The organism is Kitasatospora mediocidica KCTC 9733, from assembly GCF_000744225.1.
In the GTDB taxonomy this organism is placed as follows: Bacteria; Actinomycetota; Actinomycetes; order Streptomycetales; family Streptomycetaceae; genus Kitasatospora; species Kitasatospora mediocidica.
Genome location: NZ_JQLN01000001.1, coordinates 17,633 through 39,701, shown reverse-complemented (window position 1 = coordinate 39,701; position 22,069 = coordinate 17,633). Strand labels below are relative to the sequence as shown.

At 66.6% G+C, this 22,069-nt stretch carries 9 protein-coding genes; 7 read left to right on the top strand and 2 right to left on the bottom strand.

The window, feature by feature from the left end:
* Positions 1-12 precede the first annotated feature (12 nt).
* Positions 13-450 carry a hypothetical protein gene (locus tag BS80_RS00120; protein WP_035791314.1) on the top strand — a complete coding sequence of 146 codons (438 nt, stop codon included), beginning with the start codon at positions 13-15 and terminating at the stop codon, positions 448-450.
* 15 nt (positions 451-465) lie between these two features.
* Here the strand turns inward: BS80_RS00120 and BS80_RS00115 are convergent, their stop codons facing one another.
* Positions 466-1,959, bottom strand: a complete 1,494-nt coding sequence (locus BS80_RS00115; protein ID WP_269676088.1) for an ISL3 family transposase — start codon at positions 1,957-1,959, stop codon at positions 466-468.
* A gap of 428 nt (positions 1,960-2,387) precedes the next feature.
* Here BS80_RS00115 and BS80_RS00110 point away from each other — a divergent pair, with 428 nt between their 5' ends.
* From BS80_RS00110 to BS80_RS00100, 3 genes are all read left to right on the top strand, one after another.
* A complete protein-coding gene (locus BS80_RS00110; protein WP_035791310.1) occupies positions 2,388-3,380 on the top strand; it encodes an SDR family oxidoreductase in 993 nt (330 codons plus the stop codon).
* 905 nt (positions 3,381-4,285) lie between these two features.
* Positions 4,286-5,341: a group II intron reverse transcriptase/maturase gene (gene ltrA / locus BS80_RS00105; protein ID WP_232246289.1), complete on the top strand. Its 1,056-nt coding sequence runs from the start codon at positions 4,286-4,288 to the stop codon at positions 5,339-5,341.
* A complete protein-coding gene (locus BS80_RS00100; protein ID WP_332262136.1) occupies positions 5,265-6,785 on the top strand; it encodes an ISAs1 family transposase in 1,521 nt (506 codons plus the stop codon). Before ltrA ends, BS80_RS00100 begins: the two co-directional genes overlap by 77 nt.
* A 935-nt stretch (positions 6,786-7,720) precedes the next feature.
* Here BS80_RS00100 and BS80_RS43350 read toward each other — a convergent pair.
* On the bottom strand, positions 7,721-19,273 hold the full coding sequence (locus BS80_RS43350) for a LamG-like jellyroll fold domain-containing protein (protein ID WP_157535678.1): 11,553 nt from the start codon (positions 19,271-19,273) through the stop codon (positions 7,721-7,723).
* 400 nt (positions 19,274-19,673) lie between these two features.
* On the opposite strand from BS80_RS43350, the gene mycP reads away from it, so the two are divergent.
* The 3 genes from mycP to BS80_RS00090 all read left to right on the top strand — a co-directional run bounded on the left by mycP (position 19,674) and on the right by BS80_RS00090 (position 22,006).
* Entirely contained in the window at positions 19,674-21,053 is a 1,380-nt protein-coding gene (gene mycP / locus BS80_RS38760; protein WP_157535677.1) for a type VII secretion-associated serine protease mycosin, read from the top strand.
* Positions 21,050-21,583 (top strand): type 1 periplasmic-binding domain-containing protein, encoded by a 534-nt coding sequence (locus BS80_RS40120; RefSeq protein WP_157535676.1) that lies wholly within the window; start codon positions 21,050-21,052, stop codon positions 21,581-21,583. The genes mycP and BS80_RS40120 overlap by 4 nt, the downstream gene beginning before the upstream one ends.
* Before the next feature lie 189 nt (positions 21,584-21,772).
* Positions 21,773-22,006, top strand: a complete 234-nt coding sequence (locus BS80_RS00090) for a hypothetical protein (protein ID WP_157535675.1) — start codon at positions 21,773-21,775, stop codon at positions 22,004-22,006.
* Positions 22,007-22,069: the final 63 nt, after the last annotated feature.

Genomic DNA, 22,069 nt, shown 5'->3' with positions numbered 1-22,069 from the left:
GCGGCTCTCGGCGTGGGGCCGGAGGCGGTCTCGTACTCCACCTGGGGCGCCGGCACCGACCTGGCGCACATGCCCGCCGCCTGGTGGCGCGGCCAGTCGAAGCCGGTGAGGTCGCGCCAGGACATCTGGGCGAACTTCAAGATACGTCCGGGGATGTTCGCTGGCCGAGTCAGCTTCGGGGCGGTGGTCGGGTTCCTCAACGGCTATGACGCCGCCTCCGAAGGAGCCCTGCTGGACGGGTTCCAAGAGTGGCTCGCCGCCAAACTGGGATACGGCTGGAACCTGGTGTACTGGGCGTTGGCCGAGAAGCTGATCTTTCCCGACGGCCGCCCCGAGGAACCCTGGTCGCCCGAGAACGACCAGCAAGCCGTGACCGAACTGATCGGCCTGTTCGACGAGTTCTTCGATCACCTCGCCGGCGATCCGACGGATCGCCCCGGAGCGGGCTGATCGAGGGCCCTGGGCTCATCCCCGGGTGAGGATCCTGATTCGCAGAAGTCGGAACGAGGCTCGGCCGTACATGGCTCTCTTGATCGTTTTCACGCGATTGACATGGCCTTCGACCTTGCCGGAGCTCCATTTGTGGGTGAGTCCGGCGGTGACGGCGTCGAAGTCCTGGCGGAGGAACGCGGCGAACTTGGCGACCGGGAGAACGTCGGACTGTTCGGCCTGGCGGATCCAGGCTGGCAGCAGTTGGCTCCGGCGGTTGCGGACGAGGTCGGTGAAGGCTCGGGCGAGGTCACACGCCCGCGCGATGTCCGGGCAGGCGAGGCGGGCCTGGTCGAGTTGCTCGATCTCCTGGGTGCTGAGGCGCTCGCGGTTGCGCATAATCCAAGAGGTGATCCGGCGCGGGCTCGGGATTTCCGCTGGTGCGGCCGGGGCCGTGCCAGCCTTCAGGGTTCGGAGGTAGGGGGTGAGTGTCGAGTAGCCGCCGCGGAATCCACGTTCCCGGATCTGCTGGAACAGCGTGCGACCGTTGGTGATGCCTGCGCCGTACTGCTGCTGCAGGAATGGCTTGAAGGTATCCAACTTCTCGGGGCGGCGGTCGCGGGCGCTGTCGAGGAGGTGGTCGAGGCTGGTGTCGCGGTAGCGGCGGACCGTCTTGCGGTCGAGACCGAGGCGGCGGGCGATGTCACTGAGCGGGTGGCCGGCCGCGACCATGCGCGTGACCTCGGCGTGGTGCTGGAGAACGCGCTGCACGATCCGCGTGGGCGGCAGGGCGTCCACCAGCGGCATCTGGATCGGGCGGTCACCTCCCCTTTCCGCGTGCTTTTTCAGGCACGGCCGATGCTGATAGCAGGTCTTCTCGACCGCGTGGGAGAGGTTCTGGAGCAGGTGCCAGCGGTCCGCGACCTCCATGGCGTCCGGCGCGGCTTCCTTGATCGCCTTCGTGTAGGCGCTGGCACGGTCCCGGCAGATGATCTCCGCTCCGGGGTGGGCGGTCAGCCAGGCGGCGAAGGTCTCCGACGTGCGGTCGGGCAGGACGTCGATCACCCGCCCGGCCTCGACGTCGACCAGGATGGTGCCGTACCGGCACCCACGGCGGAACGCGAATTCGTCCACGCCGAGAACGCGCGGCGCCTGCTCCGGCACCTGCGGTTCCTCCAGCAGCCCCACCAGGCGGGTCCGGCCCGCCGTCAGGTTCAGCTTGCGGCACAGCCGCTCGCCGGCCCGGCCGCCGAGCTCGACGGCCACCGTCGTCAGCCACTCCTTCAGCCCGAGGCTGGAGCGTCGGTAACGTTCCGTCAGTCGGTCGACCTGCTCGACGAATGTCCTGCGGGCGCACGATTTCCGATCGCAGAAGAAGCGCCGCACCCGCAGACGCACGACCAACTTCTGCCCACCCAAGGGCCGCTCGGACAGGTTGCGGCGATAGGTCGAGTGCACTCTGCCTCCCCGCCATCGGCAGCTCGGGCAAGACGGTGGCCGTCCGCACGCCGCGGCGTCGACGAACAGCATCGCGGCGGTGACGCTTACGCCCTCCATCCGCACATCGATCCCGGGAAACAGCACGTCTTCGATCGAGGAGGCCCCCATGATCGATGACTGCCCCGAGTGAACGTTCCTGCATTCACTCTCTGACCTGGGATTTCACGGAACTGCGGTCAGAACCCTGAAAACGGCCACCTCGTACTCGGCGTTGGCCAGACCTGCTCACCCTGGTTCCCCGCCCAATTGTCGCGACTGCCCCCACCGTGGCGCGGGCGGCAAATCCCTGGTGGTGGTGAACGTCCGCCGCTACAGTGCCCGGTGTCGGACGCGACCGAGGGAGGTGGGGGTATGGGTGCCGTGAGCGAGCTTTGCCATGTCCTCATCCGGGTCGCCGACTGAGTCGGCTCCATGCCGCCGGGGCCCGGACTCCAGCATCCCTTCCGGAGTTGCACACCATGCGCAGTACTACCTCTCGACCGCTGAGTCTTCTTGTTCTCGGCGGCACCCGTTTCCTGGGCCGCGCCGTCGTCGAGGCCGCACTGGCCGACGGCCACCAGGTGACCCTGTTCAACCGCGGTCGCACCAACCCCGGTCTGTTCCCCGGAGTCGAGACCGTCATCGGCGACCGCACCGACGACCTGTCCGCTCTGTCCCACCGTCGCTGGGACGCAGTTGTCGACGTGGCCGGCTACGACCCCCAGGTGGTGGGCCTGTCGGTCGACGCCCTGCGCGGTCGGGTCGGGCGGTACGTCTTCGTCTCGTCCCTGTCCGTCCTCGCCGATCAGCGCACGCCTCAGGACGAGGACGGCGAACTGCTCGTCCTGCGTGGGGGCATGCCTCCCGAGGACGCGTACGGGGCGCGCAAGGCCGCCTGCGAACACGTGGTGCTCGACGCGTTCGCGCAGCGGGCGTCCGTTGTCCGTCCGGGCATGATCGTCGGACCGCACGACCCGACGGACCGTTTCGCGTACTGGCCGCGCCGCTTCGCCCGCGGCGGGCGTGTGCTGCTTCCCGGCGACCCGACGGATGCCGCCCAGTTCATCGACGTCCGGGATGTGGCCGACTGGATCGTCGGGTGCGCTGTCCAGGACCGGGGCGGGGTCTTCAATGTGACCGGCTCAACGATCGCCTTCGGTGCGTTCTTCGACGCGTGCCGTGCGGTCGCCGGCGCACCGTCCGAGACCGTCTGGGTGCCGAGCGAGCGGCTGCTCGCGGCTGGGGTCGACCCCTGGATGGGGGTCCCCATGTGGATCGCCGACCCGGCGTGTGCGGCCATCAACCGGGTCGACGTCTCGCGTGCGTTGGCCGCTGGGCTGACGCTCCGTCCGCTCGCGCAGACCCTGGCGGACACGCTCGCCTGGGACACCGCGCGCGGCAGCCTGCCCCTGGACCGCGAGGGGCTCAGCGAACAGGAGGAGCAGCGCCTCCTGCGGACACTGGGGGACTGATGCCAGCAGGGTGAGGGCCGGTCAGCCCGTCCAAGGCCGACCGGCCCTCACCCGCCCTTGCGCACCCTGTCAATGCACGCGCACCCAAGTGGGGAACAGGAGTAGGCCTGGGGATTTTCCCGGATCCTGTGTGCCACGAATGCGAAAGGAACTGCATGTAGGAGAAGTTCTGGAAGCAATGCTGTGCAAGAGATGAAGGCTTGGCCCTTCGGAGCCGCCCTGCGGGGGGAGGCTTCAAGCCGCCACATGCTGCGAGAGTGGTGACGCGATCGTGGTGAGCGATGTGGAGAAGGCGCCGATGAGGCGTCAGGTAGGGATCAGGAAGACGAACACAAGTGAACCACTGCTGAAGTGCCGTTATTGAAATCTAAGTGACATCAAAACCGGGGCCATAGGATCGATCCCGGGATAAGCCTGGCGGGTGCCCGTCTATTGGCCAGGCGGTGTCCGGCACGGAGGTGGCGTGAGCCTGATCTGCCGCTCTTGCACGGAACGTGGGAAGGCACGCTTCGACACTGCTGCTCGTGAGGGCGGCGAGAGGGAGCGCCCCAAGCGGCTGAACCGCAAGGGGCTGAGTACCGTCGCGAAGGGTGCTGGCGGACCGGCTCGTAGTAGTGCTGAAGCCCCTGTAATGGGGGTGGAGCGAAGGGGCCGGGTCATCCGTGGCTGTGTGTGTCTGGTCAACCGGACGTTCTCCGGGAGGAGCCGATGGACAAGCTGAAGTCACCAGAAAAGCCGTTTGAGATTTCGAAGTGGGAAGTACTGGAGGCGTATCGGCAGGTTAAGAGGAACAAGGGCGCATCGGGTGTGGACGGGCAGTCCATTGACGACTTCGAGAAGGATCTCCAGGGCAACCTGTACAAGATCTGGAACCGCTGTCATCGGGGACCTACTTTCCTCCTCCGGTGCGTGCGGTGGAGATTCCAAAACAGCACGGTGGCGGCACAAGGATGCTCGGCATTCCTACTGTCGCCGATCGAGTGGCGCAGACCGTGGTGGCCAATCATCTGGGAATCCGCGTGGAGCCTGTATTCCACGATGATTCCTACGGATATCGGCCGAACCGGTCCGCGCTGGACGCGGTGGAACGCTGCCGGCAACGCTGCTGGAAGAAGGACTGGGTGATCGACCTCGATGTCCAGAAGTTCTTCGACAGCGTCCGGTGGGACCTCATCGTCAAGGCTGTGGAGGCTCACACCGACGCCGTTTGGGTGAAGTTGTACGTCGAGCGGTGGCTTCGTGCTCCGCTCCAACTGCCCGACGGCACCTTGCAGAAGCGAGATCGAGGCACCCCGCAGGGGTCGGCGGTCTCGCCCGTGCTGGCGAACCTGTTCATGCACTACGCGTTCGATACCTGGCTCGCCCGGAACTCCCCGGGCATCCAGTTCGAGCGGTATGCAGACGACGCAGTCGTGCACTGCGCCAGCGAGAGCCAGGCCCGCCACGTGCTGGCGGCGCTCGCGAACAGGATGGAGGAGGTCGGGCTGCGACTGCATCCCGACAAGACCCGGATCGTGTACTGCAAGGACGGGAACCGGCGGGGCTCGTATGAGCACACGTCATTCACCTTCCTGGGGTTCACGTTCCGAGCCCGCGGCGCGCGGACCAGGGCCGGGAAGAACTTCACCGGCTTCCTGCCCGCGATCAGCAAGGACGCCCTGAAGAAGATCAGCGCGGAGGTCCGCTCCTGGCGGCTCCACCGGCAGATCCACCTCACCTTCTTTGACCTCGCCCGTCGCATCAACCCGATGGTGCGGGGCTGGATGCAGTACTACGGAGCGTTCTACCGCTCCGCGCTGCATCCCCTCCTCCAGCGCATCAACGCCTACCTGATGCGCTGGATCCGCAAGAAGTACAGGCGGCTCCGGACCTTCAAGAAGGCCCATGCGTGCTGGAAACGCGCCACGCGCCAGTACCCGAGGCTCTTCGCCCAATGGGCATGGACACCGGGGTTCTCGTGATCAGGATGACAAGAGCGGAGTGACGGGAGACTGTCACGCTCCGTTCTGTGGGAGCCCGGGGCTGCGATTCCCCCGGGCCACCCGACCATCAGCACCGTCAGCCGACTCGACCGCCCCGGTACAGCCCCTGATGCTGCGCTGGGGCGGAGCCGTGTTCTGGCTTGGCCGCGAGCGGGATCGGGCCAGGGTCCCGGCAAAGTCGTTCTGTAGCTCTGCGACGTGGGGTTTCGCGGGTAGAAGAGGTGCGCGGGCGTGTTCCGGTCCGGTTGGATGGAGGTTCCTACGCCTTACCATCCGACCGGGGGATCACGCCTGCGCCATGTCATCGTCTCTCATCCCTGCGCCTGTTCGCACGCCCGTCCCTCATCATGAGCTCCTCGTCCAAGTGCTCGCCCGGGTTCCTGATCCGCGCCGTCGGCGCGGGGTCCGGCATCCGGTGGGTGCACTGATCGCGGTGGCGGTATGCGCGGTGGTGGCCGGGGCCCGGGGGTTCACCGCGATCGGGGAATGGGCCCGGGACGCCGGAAGTGCCGCGCTGGAAAGGCTGGGACTTGAGCGGGGCGGGGTGGACGAATCCACTCTGCGACGCATGTTCGCCCGCCTCGACGCGGATCGTCTCGATGCGGTGCTGGGCGCCTGGGCCCTGGCCGGGACCGTGCTTGTCGCGGGCCGCACGGTGATCGCGATCGACGGCAAGACGGTCCGCGGCGCACGCGGCGGCGGCTCCTCGGCTCCGCACCTGGTCGCCGCCCTCGCTCACGGGTCCGGGGCGGTGCTCGGTCAGGTCGCGGTGGGTGAGAAGAGCAACGAGATCCCCGCAGCCCGGGAACTGCTCCAACTCCTCGACCTGGACGGCGTGGTCGTCACGATGGACGCACTGCACACCCAGCACGACACGGCGGCCCTGGTGACCGAGGCCGGCGGAGACTACGTCCTGACCGTGAAGGCCAATCAGAAGTCGTTGTATGCACAGCTCAAGGCGCTTCCCTGGGCTTCGATACCCGCCGTCACCAGGACGGACCGAGGACACGGACGTCGGGCCACCCGCACGATCAAGGTCGTCGACGTGCCGGTATGGGTCGAGTTCACCGCTGCCGCGCAGGTCGCTCAACTGCGACGCACCGTCACCAGGAAAGGCCGACGGACCGTCGAGATCGTCTACCTGATCACCAGCGCGGACGCCCACACCGCGGCCCCGGCATTTCTGGCCACATGGGTGCAGTCGCACTGGGAGATCGAGAACTGCCTGCACTGGGTTCGCGACGTCACCTTCGACGAGGACCGATCCCAGGTCCGCACCGGCAACGCACCCCGTGTCATGGCGTGCCTGCGCAACACCGCGATTACCCTTCTCCGCTTGGACGGACACCACAACATCGCCGCCGCCCTACGACATCACGCCCGCGACACCGACCGCCCCATCAACCTGCTCCTGGCAGCGTGATGAACGACTTTGCCGGGGCCCTGCCGGGCTACCCATCCGTGTTCCGCGGCGCTACGACTACTTCCAACCTTCCTGGCCCCGCGCGAACACCCAGGCAGCGTCCCTGGCAGCCGCCACCAAGGCCGGGGCATTGTGGCATTCCGCTGAAATCAGCCCACCCCCGTGGCAAGCCGTTGGCTCTCACTCCGCCCCCGCCCCCATGCGCGGCTTCCTGATCGACGAGTAGCGAGGCCCGGCCCCCTGCCTCTGGCCCCGGGCCTGCGGCACGCCGGCCTCCCGGTCCTGGCAGCCGGACTACCAGGACACCCACATGCACCACAATGTGGCGCTGCGCGATCCTTCGCGCGCAGCGCCACAGAGCCCACTCAGCGGCTCTTTCCTTAGATCCAGACCAGCCGAGTACCGCTGTGGACAATCCCAGGGCTCGACGGCTATCTGACCGGCCTTATCGGATAAGGAGCATTTCCCCAGTCGGGCAGCCACTCGGTGCCCTCTGAACCCGTCAATACAGAATAAAGCCAATCGCTAAACTCGATGTCTGACTCGTACCAGTCTCCCCATTGCCGCCGGAAGGCAGAAACTGTCCACTGGCCCGTCGCTCGCCTTACTAGGAATAGCTGATCCCCTTCGATCGTATTCCCCCAAAGTAGTGCGCCATCGCAGGAAGGCAATACTGTGACAGGGACGCTGTCTGACTTTTCGAGCTTGCGCCCCATTCCTGCGGAATACGATTCGAGCTTGCGCATTCCGCAGAGAAATATGAACTCAGAAATTACCGAGTCGCCGTAGGATCCCATAAAGTTGCAGAAATCTTCGGGGAAAGAGACCCCCCATGATCGGCCGATCTCCAAAACGTCAGGCTCTTCATTGGGCCGAATCGGTGGGCCCAAGAGCGGAATGAAGTCAGATGCCGATTTCATCGGTGTATCCCCTTCTTAGCAGTGACTTCCGGCGGCTGTTGCATTGTTTTCAATTACGCACACGGTTCGTGCTTCGCCGACTGCTGTAGGTCCGAACGCCACGAAGGTGAGTGATGTTGGCATCGGCGAGGAGGGGTCACCATACACCGGTGTGACTTGAATGTAAGCACTGCCACCTTCTTTCAGGGCCTTCACGACTGGCCCTTCGGCCTCATCGTACATCCACTGATTTGCCTCCTGATACATGGAGACAAAATTCCTCGTATCCTTGTTCGATCCACCCATGGCGTATCCGATGAGGTGTCCGCGTGCGCGATTATCATCGGGTAGGTCATTCAGGCCGGGCAGCGGAAATGACAGTTTGGGTCTCGGGGGTGGCGTGTAGTCGTTTTTTGTTAGGTTGGCAAATGCTCCGCTCGCTACGCATTCACCCGCCTGCTTATGTCTGGGTAGATAGACGATATTATACGTCGAATTAAATCCTGCGCCAGTATTGCAGTTGTCTGAGGTGCCTGGATTCTGTCCGATATTCGGGAGTCCGGGTGCTGCCGTTGGCTGAGACCCCACCTGGCCGGCCGTGAATGGCTGAGTTGAATTAGCGGGATTGTTGGCCGCCATGGTGGCGTTCTGCGTTTGACCGATTTGGGGCCCGTTGAGTCCGGAGGCTGGGCGGGTGTCGCCGCTGTTGGGATTGTCGGTGCCGGGTGCGATCTGCGAGCGGTTGGGTGGCGGAGGCGGGAGGTCTGGCATAGTCGTGTCGCAGCCGCTACGGCCAGCAGCCTCTGCGAATTCCATATCGATATCGATTTCCGACTCGATTTCAAGCCGCGTTATTTGAGCATTGTTCAGCGCCTGCGCATTGTCTAGGGATCCCCATCCGCTGGCGGAAACTATGGTTCCATCCGCATTGCGCCAATTTCCATACGCGTCGGGTGCTGATCCCCAGTACGAAAGGCTGTAGTCGGATTCGTTTTGGTCTGATGATGCCTCATGGCTTCGAGCATTGATGGAGGCAGAGTTCCAGCTTCTGGGGCCACCACCGTGCTCGTACCTGTAGTCCAACCAGTCGTAGTTGGGGTCGGCGGGATCGGCGTCTGCTGGCGTTGCCGCACCGCCCGGGGGCTTCGCGGCAGCGCCGCCACCACCACGACCGCCACCGCCGCCGCCGCCGCAGCTGCTGGAGTGTCCGCTGGGGTCGCTGTTGGTGAGGGGGTTGTCGTTGGCGTAGGTGTAGCGGTTGGCGTTGACGGCGGTGGTGGGGGGGAGGGTGGTGGTGTCGCGGCTGGTGAAGTCGGCGGTGGTGGGGTCGTACCAGCGGCTGGCGGTGCTGACTTGGCCGGTGGTGGGGTCGGTCCAGCCGTCTTGGTAGCCGAGGTTGTGGGTGGTGCCGGTGGTGGCGGTGGGTTTGCCCCAGGGGTCGTAGGAGGAGGAGCCGGCGGTGGTGGTGCCGCTGGGGGTGAAGGTTCCGACGAGGTTTCCGTGGAGGTCGCTGTAGTTGAAGGCGGCTGAGGTGCTGTTGCCGATGGCGGTGAGGTCTCCGTTGGGGGTGCGGGTGTAGTTCTCGGTGCCGTCGGAGGTGAGGTTGCTGGTGGTGGCGTCGTAGTTGAAGGTGTGGCCGGCGCTGCCGGTGAGGCGGCCGAGGGCGTCGTAGGTGTAGTTCTGGGTGCCCTGGGTGGTGAGTTCGCCGAAGGCGTCGTAGTTGGCGTTGGTGGTGGTGGAGCCGGTCGCTGTGGAGGAGCGGGTGCCGCGGGCGGTGTAGGTGTAGCTGGTGGAGCCTGCGGTGTTGAGCTCGTTGCGCTGGTTGTAGGTGGCGGTGGTGCTGCCGTTGGAGGTGAGGTTGCCGTTGGCGTCGTAGCCGTAGGTGGTGGTGGCGGTGCTGTTGTTCCAGGTGCTCAGGCGGCCCGCGGCGTCGTAGGTGTAGGTGTGGGTGGTGGCGCCGGCCAGGCCATTTGTGGCCTGGGTCTTGAGACGGCCTGAGGGGTAGTAGGTGTAGTTGAGGGAGGCGACGGTTGATCCGGTGTTGGTTTTGACGGTGTCGCTGGTGAGGTTGCCTTGGTCGTCGTAGCCGTAGGTGCGGGTGTTGCCGGTTCCGTACTGGACCGTGCTGACCTGGCCGGTGGGGGTGTAGGTGTAGCTGGCGGTAGTGCCCGTCTGCGGGTCTGCGAGGGTCTGGAGTTCGTCTGCCTGGTCGTAGCCGAAGTTGGCCGTACCGGCGGCATCGGTGCGGGTGGTCAGGTCGTCGTCGGCGTTGTACGTGTAGGTGGCGTTACCGAGGGGGCCGGTGGCGGTGGCGATGGCGCCACGGTCCTCGTACGTGTAGGTCTGGGTGCCCTTGGGGGTGGAGAGGGAGTTGAGGCGACCGTCGGCGTCGTAGCCCAGAGTCCTGGTGGGGGTGGGTGCCTCGCCGCCTGAGCCGGACTGGTTGGTGAGGTGGCCGGCCGTGTCGAAGGTGCTGGTGAGGGTCACACCGCCGGGCTGGGTGGAGGTGACAGGTTCTCCGAGGACGTCGTACCCCGTGGTGTAAGTGCGGTCCGCGACGTTGGGGTAGGCGGAGGTGGCCGGCTCGGTGGTGGATTCGGGGAGGCCGAGGGAGTTGAAGGTGTAGTAGGTGGTGTTGGTGTTGCCGTCGGTGTACGCGGTGCGGTGGCTGGCCGCGTCGTAATAGAGGCTGGTGGTGATGTTCTGACTGCCCGTGACGGGCTGTACCTGTGTGACGGGGCGGTCCATCACGTCGTAGACGGTGGTGCTGGTGTTGCCGTCGGCGTCGCTGGTGGCAACGGTGTTGCCGTCGGCGTCGTAGGCGGTACTGGTGGTGGCGAGGACAGCTCCGGCAGTTGAAAGCTGTGCGGAGCCGGTGGCCTGGCCGGCCTGGTCGTAGGTGGTCTTCGTCGAGGGACCGTTGGCGCTGCCGGTTCCGGGGAGTGTGACCTGGATGGGTTGGCCGGCGAGGTTGTAGTTGGTCCGGATGGTGCGCTGGAGCTGGTCGGTGCTGCTGGTGCGTTCCCCTGCGGCGTTGTAGACGGCGGTGACGGCCTGTCCGCTGGGCGTGATCGCGGTGGTGCGGTTTCCGGCGTCGTCGTAGCCGAAGGCTGCGGTGTAGGCGGACGTGGCCTGTCCGGCGCGGCGCACCTGCGTGGTTGAGGTGGCAGTGCGTCCCAGGTCGTCGTAGGTGGAGGACGTTTGTGCGCCGCTGGGATCGGTGGCGGACTGCTTCTCGCCGTCGACGTCGTAGCTGTAGAAGGTCTTGGGTGTGGTGCCGTTGATGGCGGGAAGGTCGGTTTCGACGAGGTCGCCGAGCTGGTCGTACGTGCTCGTCGTGATCTGACCCTTGGCGTCGTGCGCGGTGCGGGGGCGGCCGAGGGCGTCGAAGTCGAGCTGTGTCACCGGCGTGACGGGGGTGCTCTGGCCGGGAGCGGTGTAGGTGTTCTGGGATACGGAGCTGTGCTGGCCGTTGCTGTCGAAGGTCTGCGTGAAGGTGGTGATGTTGCCGACCGGGTCCTCGGTGGAGGTCGGCGCGTCGAAGACGCCGTAGCCGGTGCGGGAGATCGCGTTGACCTGCGGGAGGACAGTGGCTGTTCCGGTCGTGGTGCTGAACACCGTGCTCGCGACGGGCGGGCTCGTCGTCATGGTCAGGCGGCCGAGATCGTCATGCGTGTACGACGTGGTGTACGCCGCCGCATTGCCGCCGCTGGCGTTGCCCAGCGGGCTGACCGTGGTCAGCAGCAGGCCGCGCTGGTCGTAGGTGTGCGTGGTGGTGGAGTTGTTGGGGGTGTTCTTGACGGTCTGTGAGAGGACGTCGCCGGCGGTGTCGTAGGTGGCGTCGGTCTCACGGGCGGTGGTGCCGTCGGTGAGGGTGCTGGTGAGGACGTCGCCTGCGGCGTCGTAGGTGCTGGTGGTAGTGCGGTTGAGGCCGCCGGGGTCGAGGGTGGTGCTGGTGGCGCGGCTGGCGGCGTCGTAGGTGTTGGTGACGGTGGTCTTTCCGCCGCCGGTGACGCGTTCGGTGAGGTGCCCGGCCGGGTCGTAGGTGTCCTGTTCCAGGACGACGGTGCGGGTGGTGCCGTCGTAGGTCTGGGTGGTGGGGTTGAAGTTGTGGAAGGAGTCGAGATCGATCTCGGCGGTGGTGTTGTCGTCGTTGTAGTAGGTGTGGGTGGTGCGGCCCATGCCGTCGGTGTCGGTCGCGAGCCGGCCGGCGGGGTCGTAGGCGCGGGCGTCGGTCACCTGCCAGTGGGCAGCAGTGGGGGTGGGTCCGCTGCCGGTGTAGTTGGTGATGCCGGCGAGATACATCTGACCCATGGGCGAGTAGCTGTAGTGGTAGCTGGTACCGGCGGGGTCGGTCTTGCCGGTGGTGTTGCCGTACTTGTCGTACGTGTAGGTGGTGGTGTGGCCTGCGGGGTCGGTGACCTTCTGCAGGTTCTTGTCACCGGAGTCGTAGGTCCAGCTGGTGGTGCGGGGCTGGTCTCCGCCAGGAGCTGTGTCGGCAACGGTCTGGTTGAGCTGGTTGCCGTCGACGTCATAGTTCGTGGTGGTCTGGCGGGTGTGGGTGTGGCCGGTGATGGCGTCGGTAGTGGCCGGATCGGTCTTACCGATGGGGTTGGAATGGCCGTCCCAGGCGTAAGTGGTGGTGTACGTGCTGGTGTTGAGGTTGAAGGGGACAGTCTGGTTCTGGCCGCAGTTGCCGCAGCTGTCCTGCTTCTGGATGAGGCGCCCGATGGGGTCGTACCAGTAGTTGGTGGTCAGACCCAGGGGGGTGGCGGTGTAGGTGAGGTCGCCCTGGGCGTCGTAGCGGTAGGTCGTGGCCTGGTTGGCGGGTACCGCATTGGCCTGCTTGTACTGGTTTGCGTCGACGGGTGCGGTCGAGCCGGCCGGCAAGCCTGCGGGCATGGTGCCGCTGGCGGGGACGTACGAGTAGGCGTTCTCTGTGCCGGCGGTGCGGTTGATGTAGGTGACGCGGCCGCCTTGGAAGTCCGGGGTCTTCGGGGTGGTGACGGACGTCAGGTTTCCGGACGCGTCGTAGCCGTATTTGGTCTGGTACGTCTGGTCGGTGGGTCCGGCGGAGCGGGCGTCGCTGGACGTCAGCATTTCGTCGTTGGTGGGGTCGAGTGGGTTGGTGGTGTTGAGGTTGTAGGTGGCGTAGCTGGTGTGGCAGTGGGCGGGGTCTTGGCAGGTGGTGGTGGAGAGGGTGTTGCCGCGGGTGTCGTGGCCGGTGGTGGTGGTGTGGCCGTCGGGGTCGGTGGTGGTGTAGAGGAAGCCGTGGGTGTCGTAGGTGTAGCGGGTGGTGTTGTTGTTGGCGTCGGAGCGGGCGGTGATGCGGGCGCTTTGGGTGTCGTAGCTGTAGGTGAGGTGGTTGGTGCCCGGGTCGGTGAAGGTGACGGTGGTGGTGGGGGTGGCCTTGCCGGAGGCGCTCATGGCGCTGTAGTGGCCGGCGACGGTGTCGGCGGTGAGGGAGGAGGGGTAGTAGGAGGCTTCGGCGATGGTGCCGTTGAAGTAGGCGGCGGTCGCGTTCGGCCAGGTGTCGGTGGTGCCGGAGCCGAGGTAGGCGTAGGAGGCGCCGTTGTAGGAGACGGGGTGGTTGCCGGCGTTGGAGGCGGTTTTGGCGCCGTCGAGGTAGAGGGTTTCGCCGGTGGTGTCGGCGGTGAGGACGGCTTGGTGCCAGGCGCCGTTGTTGACGGTCTGGGTGGAGGTCATGACGTTGCCGGGGGCGGTCCAGAACTCGCCGTAGAGCTTGCCGTCGCTGCCGACGTACAGGGCCGGGTTCCAGTGCCGGGTGTTGCCGGCGTTCGCCGGTGAGGCATCCGTTCCGGAGGGGCCTTGGGGGAAGTCCTGGTAGGAGTAGAGGACGCCGGCGGTGGTGGTCTTGAACCAGAGCTCCATGCTGGCCGGCCCCGAGGTGGGGGCTGCGGAGGCGGGGAGCTGGACCATGGTGCTGGTGCCGTTGAAGGTGACGCCGGATTCGGCGGGGTCACCGGAGGGGCCGGGGGTGTTGAGGGTGGCGTTGCTGTAGGTGCCCGACGTGGAGTCGGGCTTGGCGGTGCCGAGTTCGTCGGCAACGCTGGTGGCGCCGGCCGGGTCGTTCAGGCGCCAGTAGCCTTCCGCGGAGCGGACCACCTGCGCCCGGTAGGCGGTGGCGGCATCCACACCCGACCCGGAGGGGGCGGCCGTGGTCGCGACGGCGAAGCGGTTGGCGATGGTGCCGGCGTCGACGGCGTACTGGTAGACGGCGACGTCGGCCAGGGAGCCCTTCAGGTAGCCGTTGCCGGAGCCGAAAGCGCCGGGCCAGGTGTCGGAGTTGCCGGCGCCGAGGTAGGCGTAGGCGTCGCCGTTGTACTTCAGCGGCCCCGGGACGGGGGTACCGACAGCGACGCCGTCGAGGTAGAGCTGCTGACTGGTGCCGTTGGCGGTCAGAACGGCGTAGTGCCACTTGCCGTCGTCGACGTTCTTACCCGCGGGGGACGTGGGCGGGGTGACGCCGCCGCCGGTCCACAGCAGGCCGTGCAGCAGGTGGTCGCTACCGATGTACAGGGCCGGGTCCCACATCTGGGTGCTGTCGTGCGCTGCGCCGAGGGGGAAGCTCTGGTAGCCGTAGAGGACGCCGGGGGCGGTGGCGTTGAACCAGAGTTCGACGGTGGCGGAGGCGCCGGCCTTGGGGGTGAGGTGGGAGGGGAGTTGGATGGTGGAGGAGGTGCCGTTGAAGGCGGTGGCGGTGGAGGTGCCGGTCGCCCAGGGGCCGGGGGTGCAGCAGGTGGTGGCGGTGGGTATGCCGCGGCTCTGGAGCATGGCGGCGGAGGTGAGGTATTCGCTGGCCTGGTTGCCGCTGGTGTCGCTCAAGGGCCAGAAGCCGGTGGGTTTGTCGTCCAGGACGGCGCTGGTGAAGTCGACGGAGTTGTTGGCGGGCAGGCCGGTGCCGATCTGGGTGGTCTCGGTGGCCATGGTGTAGAGGGTGGTGGCGTTGGTGGCGTTCAGGGCGTGGGCGAAGGCGGCGACGTCGGCGATCTGGCCGTTGAAGTGGCCGGCCGGGTCGGCGGGGGCGTGCGGCCAGTCGGCGCTGACGTGGCCGGCGCCGACGTAGACGTGGGCGGTGCCGTTGGTGCTGATCTGGCCGGTGGCGGGTGTGCCGACGGCCTTGCCGTCGAGGTACAGGGTCTGGCTGGAGGCGGTGTCGGCCGAGAGCAGGGCGTAGTGCCAGGTGCCGTCGGTGACGGTGGCGCCGCTGTCGATGGTGTTGGCGGAGGCGCCCGACCAGAATTGGCCGCGCAGGTGTCCGTCGTTGCCGACGTAGAGGGCGGGGTTCCAGTACTGGCCGGTGGTGGGTGTCTGGTCCAGGGCCTGGTCCTGGTAGGCGAGGAGCACGCCGCCGGCGGTGCTGGTGGTCTTGAACCACAGCCCGATCGCGCCGGGCCCGACCTGGGGTGCGTAGGCGGGTGGGATCTGGGCCCAGGAGGTGGAGCCGTCGAACGTCGCGGCCGTGGTGCCGGCCATCGGGCCGCCGGTGGCGAGGGTGACGTTGGAGTAGGTGCCGTTGTTGGGGGTCGGGCGGGGTGTGTAGATCTCGTTGGAGGCCTGGGTGCCCGCCTGGTCGGACAGGCGCCAGTAGTCGGCGGGGCGGGAGCCCATCACGGCGGAGCGGTAGTCCTGCGAGGTTCCCGACACGGTGGGGTCGCTGATGCCCCAGGTGCCGCCGTTGGCGTCCGTGACCTGGGTCGCGCGGTCCTTGACCACGTCGTAGGCGACGGCCAGTTGCTGCTTGCCGGAGGGGAGCTTGGCCTGGGTGAGGAGCGGGGCGGTCTGGACGGCGTCGACGACCTGCGCTGCGGCGGTGGGCTGGCCCAGGGCGCGGTTGTAGGTCGCCACCTCCGCGATGTCACCGGCGAAGTGGCTGTTCCCGTCCGCAGCGGCACCGGGCATGCTCGGCCAGATCGAGGTCTTGGCATAGCCGGCGCCGATGAAGACCTGGTCCTGGTCGAGGTGGTCAATCCCGCCGGTCAGAGACCCGACGACATTGCCGTCCAGGTACAGCGTCTGGGAGGAGCCCGCGCCGGACAGCACCGCGTAGTGCCAGTTCGGGCCGATCTCGGAGACGGCCGTGGTGATCGGGTTGGCGCCCAGCGACGGGCCGAAGAGCTCGCCGCGCAGCTTGCCGTCCGCGCCGATGTACAGCACCGGGGAGGAGTGCCAGGGCGTCGCGTTCAGGCCGGTGTCCTGGTAGGACGCCAGGACACCGGGGCCGCTGGCCTTGAACCACAGCCCGATCGACTGGAAGGTGTTCTTCAGCGCACCGCTCGGCAGCGCCACCGAGGAGGTGGTCCCGTCGAACTTCGCGACGGTGGCCGTGCCGGAGGCCAGCGGGCCGTGGTCGGTGCCCAGCGTCACGTTGGTGTAGGTGGCGTTGTCGTTGCCCTCGTTGATCGCCACCAGGCTCTGGGCAGTGGTGCCGGAGGCCTCACCCAGTGGCCAGTAGGAGGCCGCGCGTGCGTCGAGCACCGCCGAGCGGAAGTGCGCGCCCGCCACGTAGGAGTACTTGGTGCACGCCGGCCCGGTGTTGCCGCCCGTCGGCGGGGCGCACACCTGGTCCAACTCGCCGGCGGTGCCGGTGGCGTTGTAGCTGTAGGTCCAGGTCAGCGCGCTGTTCGGGTCGCTGCCGGACAGCAGGTCGGTGGCCACCTTCGCGACGTGGGTACCGTCCGAGGTCCAGGTGAAGTGCAGGGCCCGGCTGCTGACCGCGTCGGTCACGGTGTCGAGCTTGCCGCCGGTGTAGTGCAGGTTCTGCACGTGCCCCGACACGTCCGTGATCGAGGACAGCGCGAAGCCCGACCCCACCGCGGCCGTCAGCGAATACCGGATCCCGCCCGGAACCAGCAGCACGTAGCCGCCGCCCGGGTTCGCCGAGAACGTCTCCGAGCGGCCGTCCGGCACGACGTAGCTGCCGTCCGGGTTCTTGGCGAACCGCTCCGTGTGCCCGTCAGCGGCCGTCAGCACCATGACGTCCGGCGAGTCACCGTCGGGGACCACGCTCATGTCGTACCGCGACGACCAGCCCGCACCGAACAGCGCACTATTCCGCGGATCGAGCGAGTTGTAGGACCGCGTCACATCCAGCGCCGGCCCCACCACCTTCACCACCGCATCGGTGGCCTGCGTCGTGTAGTTGCCGACCTGCGGATCGAACGTCCGACCCGAACCGTCATCGGCAGCCCCACCCAGATGCGACGTGATCAGCGGCTGATCAACAGACGCCGTCGACAGGTAGATCGGATTGGACCACGGGCTGGCGTTCAGGTGGTCCGACGCCGAGACCTGCCAGAAGTAGTTGGTGTGCCACGCCAGCTTCCCGGGCGGCACGGCGTAGGAGCTACCCGCTTGCCAGCCCGAGTCCACCACTAGCTGCGGCGACCCCGATGCAGGGAGTGTGTACATCTGGAAGTCGTAGCTCAGGCCGGTGCCGGGGTAGTTGTCCGGGTCGAGACCTGTCGCCCACAGCTGGGGCGTCAGCGTCCCCGAGAGCGCATTGCTCAGCGGCGCGACCGAGGCGATCTGTGGCGCCGCGTTTCCGGCGGTCAACCAGGTGCAGTTCTGGTAGGGGACGCCGTAGGAGTCGTGCAGGGATGTCGTGCCGTTGACGTAGCCGTCCCAGCACATCTGGTAGGTGGTTCCGGGACGGATTGCGGGAATGGTGGCGTTGAAGGTGACGGTCTGACCAGGTGAGACATTGCCGGGAACGCCGGTGAGCGGTGCGCTCCCGGCAGGCCACTGCTCAGTCCAGTTCGCGTCGTAGAACCTCGGCCTGATCTGCATGCTGGAGGCGTTCCACGCATTCGCCCCCGCGTTGGTCAGCGTCACTTGCTGGGAGCCGGCCGTGGATGCCGACGGGCTGACGACCGCGCCCGCGCCGTAGTTGGCAGCCCAGTCCGCGTAGGTGATGGACAGGTATGGCTGGAAGGCGGTGTGGACGCTGTCGAAGATCTTCCAGGCGTTGGGGTCGTTCGGGTCCGCGGTCAGGGACAGACCGTAGTTCGCGCCGCCGTGGGACCAGCTGTTCACCAGCTGGGGGCCCGGGAGGGTCTGGTCGCCTCCGAGGTGGATGGTCTCCCACTGGATGCCGTTGGGGCAGCTGTCACCGGCGGCGAAGGTCTCGGTTCCCAGCTGCTGGCCGATCGACAGGCCGGGGTAGCTGCTGATGGATCCCGGGTCCCAGGGCGTGGTGATCTGGTTGACGTTGATCGGGTATGGGGAGCAGTTCCACGAGTGGGTGTTCGCGATGTGCAGGTCGACGGCCTCGACGTAGTCGTTCGGGATCGAGGTCGAGACTGCGGGGAAGAAGAGGTAGCTGTTCGCGACGTGGGTCCCGTTGTCGTAGGTTCCCACGTGCAGTTCGTTCTGGCCGGAGTTGTTCGCGTTGAAGCCGCTGACCACGAACGTGGTCTGACCGGCGGGGACGTTGGTCGAGGAGGTCGGGTCGACCCGCACGGGGAACACGCGCTTGGGGTCGTGGAGCCAGGTGGCGTCGAGGTCCACCCGCAGCGCGGGGGAGCCGTTCACCGTGGTCAGCTGGTACGTCACGTCGTCACTCATGGCGCCGAGTTCCGAGCGCGGATCCTTCGCCGAGTCCTCCATCGAGCCGTGCGGCATGGTCATCAGGACCTTGCCGCTCGCATCCTTGAACTCGACCTCACCGTTCGCGTTGAGCGAAGCCGTCAGCCCGGTGAGCTGGAGGGGAAAGACCCAGCTGGTCGGCGCGGTCGCATCGCGCAGGACGAGGGTTTCCTTCACGCCGGCAGCGAGACCGTCGTAGACGACGTCAGCGGAAGTAGCCGCACCCGCGTAGGTAATGGTGTCACCGTTGACCGTCCCAGCCACGGGGGCCGCGCCCTGAAGGCCGTAGGCGACTTGGTGACTGGAATCAAGGGTCAGGCTGATCAGTGCCGGATCGTCGGCGTGCGCCGCGAAGCTCGGTTGCTGACTGTTGGCCGTCTCCTGGTACCGGTCGCCCTTGTTCAGCTCCAGGCGGGTGTTGATGTCCGCCCAGGTGCCGTCGGCCTGCTTGTAGTGCACAGGCTGGCTGTAGACACGGGTGGTCTTGGTTCCGTCGCTGTTGCGAAAGACCGAGGAGCTCTGGGTACGAGCACTGGTGTCCTCGACACCGGTGTCACCCTCCGGCGTCGGCCCGGGAATGCCAGTCGACTGCGAGGCGTCGGGCTCGCCGGCGGCCGGCGCAGCGGTGCTTGTGTTGGCTGATCCGCCACTGGGCGCTGTGGAGGCCTGCTTCTTCACCTTCGGCTTCGGCTGGACAGAATCCGGTGGATTGGTCAGTTGAGGAGCATGCGGAGTCCGATTGTCACCGGACGCTCTGGGAGCCACCGGACTCTGGCCGCTCTGGGACTGGGGCAACTCGCCGACAGCCGGTATGTGGCCGCCGTTCGTCGGCCCGGCGGTCTTCTCGGTCGAGGCCGCCGACACCTGGTGGCCCAGCCCGTCCGGCGACCCGGCCAGCTGCGTGGGGACCTTGGGCGGTGCGAAGTTCTGTGCGGCCTGGATCTCGGCGAACGCGATCGCGCCCTGTGTCGAAACCGTCATCAGCACCGAGAGACCGGTCACCACGACGAACAGGCGCTTGAACCAGAGCGGGACACCACGAGCCCGAGTGTGGCCGAAGCGCGCTGACACCAGGGAGCCCGCCCGCCGCCGGAACGAGGCGGAGACATCGGAGCAACGCGACACAGTGCGGCGCACGGCCGAACCCCCAGGAGAACTCAGGTCTGAGCACCCCACTGGTGATCGACAAAACGAGTTCCTACCGGGACGCGCCCATCTGTGTACAGCTAGAACCAAGAGATCGGGCGGTGTTTTATCCGTAATTCGGCGGAGTTTTCAGGACAAGCTCCGGAGAAATTTGACGATCACTTGACCATCTGATGGATGATCAACTTCTATCAATGCACGACTTGCGCACCTGGTGTACGAACCCGCCACGTCCATGAGTACGATCACGCCGTGTACTCAGTGCCGTCTGAGGCCAGGCCGGCTGGCGCTGGAAGCGGCAACCGCCGCGCCATCAGGCCCGAGACCTGGAGTAACTCCCTTGTCTTTCCTCCGCTTTCCAACATGCCACTGGAGAAGAGCAGCCGTTCTGCTCCTGGCAATCCCGCTCACGGCGCCCCTCCTGCTCGGCCAGCAGGGCGGCGGCACTGCCTTTGCAGACTCGATCCGTTCAGCTGAATGGCCACTGGAGGCCAACCAGCTGGATGCTGAACGAGCTTGGACAGTCAGCAAGGGAGCCGGTGTCACGGTCGCGGTAGTCGACAGTGGAGTATCCGCCTCGCATCCCGACCTCGCAGGCCAAATCGTTCCCGGCACGAGCCTCCTGGGCGACCACGGTGACGGACGCACAGACACCTCGGGTGACTCCCACGGGACAGCGATCGCCGGAATCATCGCCGCCACTGGAAACTCCAGTCAGGGAAGCGGGATGACTGGCCTCGCGCCAGAGGCCAAGATCCTTCCCGTGCGCGTTTCCAGCGGAAACCAGGTCGACCCAACCACGCTGGCGCAAGGAATCACCTGGGCCGTCGACCACGGCGCACAGATCATCAACGTCTCCATCGGCTCACCGAATCCGGACCCCCTCCTGCGCCAAGCCGTTGCCTACGCACTGCGCAAACAAGCGATCGTCGTGGCCTCCGCCGGTAACCAGGGGCAGCAAGGCAACCCCCCGCAATACCCCGCGGCATTCCCCGGGGTCGTCTCCGTCTCCGGAGTGGAACAGGACGGAAAGTTCTGGGCCCCCAGCGAATCAGGCACCGGAGTCACCCTCGCCGCGCCCGCCACCGAGATCTACTCCACCAACGACCTCGACTCCTACGTCAAGTCCGACGGCACCAGCTTCTCGACCGCCTATGTCTCAGCCGCTGCGGCCCTGGTCCGCGCACACTTCCCGGACCTGACAGCCGCCCAAGTGATCCGCCGTCTGATCGACACCGCCAAACAACACCATGCGAGGCCTGACCCGCAGGTCGGCTACGGCATCGTCGACCCTGCGGCCGCCCTCACCAGCCCGACCGCACCCAGCACCGACCAGACCAACCCACTACTGACTCCAGCCCCACTTACCGCATCGAAGTCAACCTCGAACCGGACAGGCTGGCTTCTTAGCCTCGGAGGCGTCACGGTGCTGCTGGCCCTGGCCCTGGCCCTGGCCCTGGCCGCAGCGACCAGGCGACGTCGTCGCCAACGCCTTGCCACACCGGTGCGTAGTCAACACCAGACGCCGCGACGCGCTACGAGCAATCGTGCTGTACGACCTAGCTCTTCCCAGTCCCAACGCTCAGCAACCACCTCAGGACGTCGACGCTCATGAACCTGGACACCCGGCCGCATCGTCGGCGAGCCCAAATCTCCGCCGTAATCGTTCTCATTGCCGCAGTCGCGGCAGTGGCCATTCTCGTTCTCCAGATGAGCACCACGCACAAGAAAGCTCCACCCCTCGTGACAGCTGCCAACGTCTCTGGACGCCCGACAGCCTGCTTGGCGGCAGACTCTGGCGACTCCACTACGGCAGCCAGCATCCAACCTGTTTGGGCAGCCATGCAGGAAGCCGCACGCGGTACAGCTGTGAATGTTCAGCAACAGATCGTACGAATCGACACTTCATCCCAAGCCAGCCCCTACTTGGCGGGCATGGTCGCGCAACACTGCACACTGATCATCGCTGTCGGGTCGTCGTTCACTGATGCCCTGCCCGACATCACCCCAGCCAGCCCGACGACAAAGCTGCTTGCCATCGCGACGCCAGAGCATCCGGCCCCTAAGGGAATTCACACCGTGACTGGGAACACGTCCGAGCAAGCGGCCGAAGCCAAACGCCAGGTGGCCGCACTGACACGCTGATGGAGCCGTTGCTATCTACGCCCCCCGGGAGACGGATTCTCCGCCACTGGATCGGGTGGCAGTATGGCCTCGACGGAGACTAGCCTCTGCGTTTTAGCTGGAGTTGCCTGAGCTTGTTCCTTAACCTCCGGCTTGTTGGCCTTCTGGATTGGCCCGTCGTGGCGCCGCACCGCGTGGGACCATCTCGGCATGCGCCTGATTGCTGATGGAGCCACGCCGACCTCGCGGTTGGTGCTGGTCGAGGACCTTGAGACCGACGACGGCTACACCTTCGAACTGACTGGACCGCTCTTCCCGGCCGTCGGTGATCGGATCAGCTTCGAGGACGGCCGGCTTGTCGTCGTGCGGGCGAGCGGAGAACGACTGCTGCCCGCCGGCGACTGGTCCACCCGCTGCGGAATCAGGGCTGGCCGCCGCAGCTGACAACGCCGCCAACGCCGGCCTTCGGGATGCTGATTGAGGCAGCCACGACGGGTTCGGGCGTTC

What these genes read in the sequence shown, in the direction of transcription:
- BS80_RS43350 (WP_157535678.1), bottom strand. Translation starts at nt 19,273, where the DNA reads ATGACGGTTTCGACACAGGGCGCGATCGCGTTCGCCGAGATCCAGGCC.
- BS80_RS00115 (WP_269676088.1), bottom strand. Translation starts at nt 1,959, where the DNA reads ATGCTGTTCGTCGACGCCGCGGCGTGCGGACGGCCACCGTCTTGCCCG.
- BS80_RS00090 (WP_157535675.1), top strand. Translation starts at nt 21,773, where the DNA reads ATGCGCCTGATTGCTGATGGAGCCACGCCGACCTCGCGGTTGGTGCTG.
- mycP (WP_157535677.1), top strand. Translation starts at nt 19,674, where the DNA reads ATGAGTACGATCACGCCGTGTACTCAGTGCCGTCTGAGGCCAGGCCGG.
- BS80_RS40120 (WP_157535676.1), top strand. Translation starts at nt 21,050, where the DNA reads ATGAACCTGGACACCCGGCCGCATCGTCGGCGAGCCCAAATCTCCGCC.
- BS80_RS00100 (WP_332262136.1), top strand. Translation starts at nt 5,265, where the DNA reads ATGCGTGCTGGAAACGCGCCACGCGCCAGTACCCGAGGCTCTTCGCCC.
- BS80_RS00110 (WP_035791310.1), top strand. Translation starts at nt 2,388, where the DNA reads ATGCGCAGTACTACCTCTCGACCGCTGAGTCTTCTTGTTCTCGGCGGC.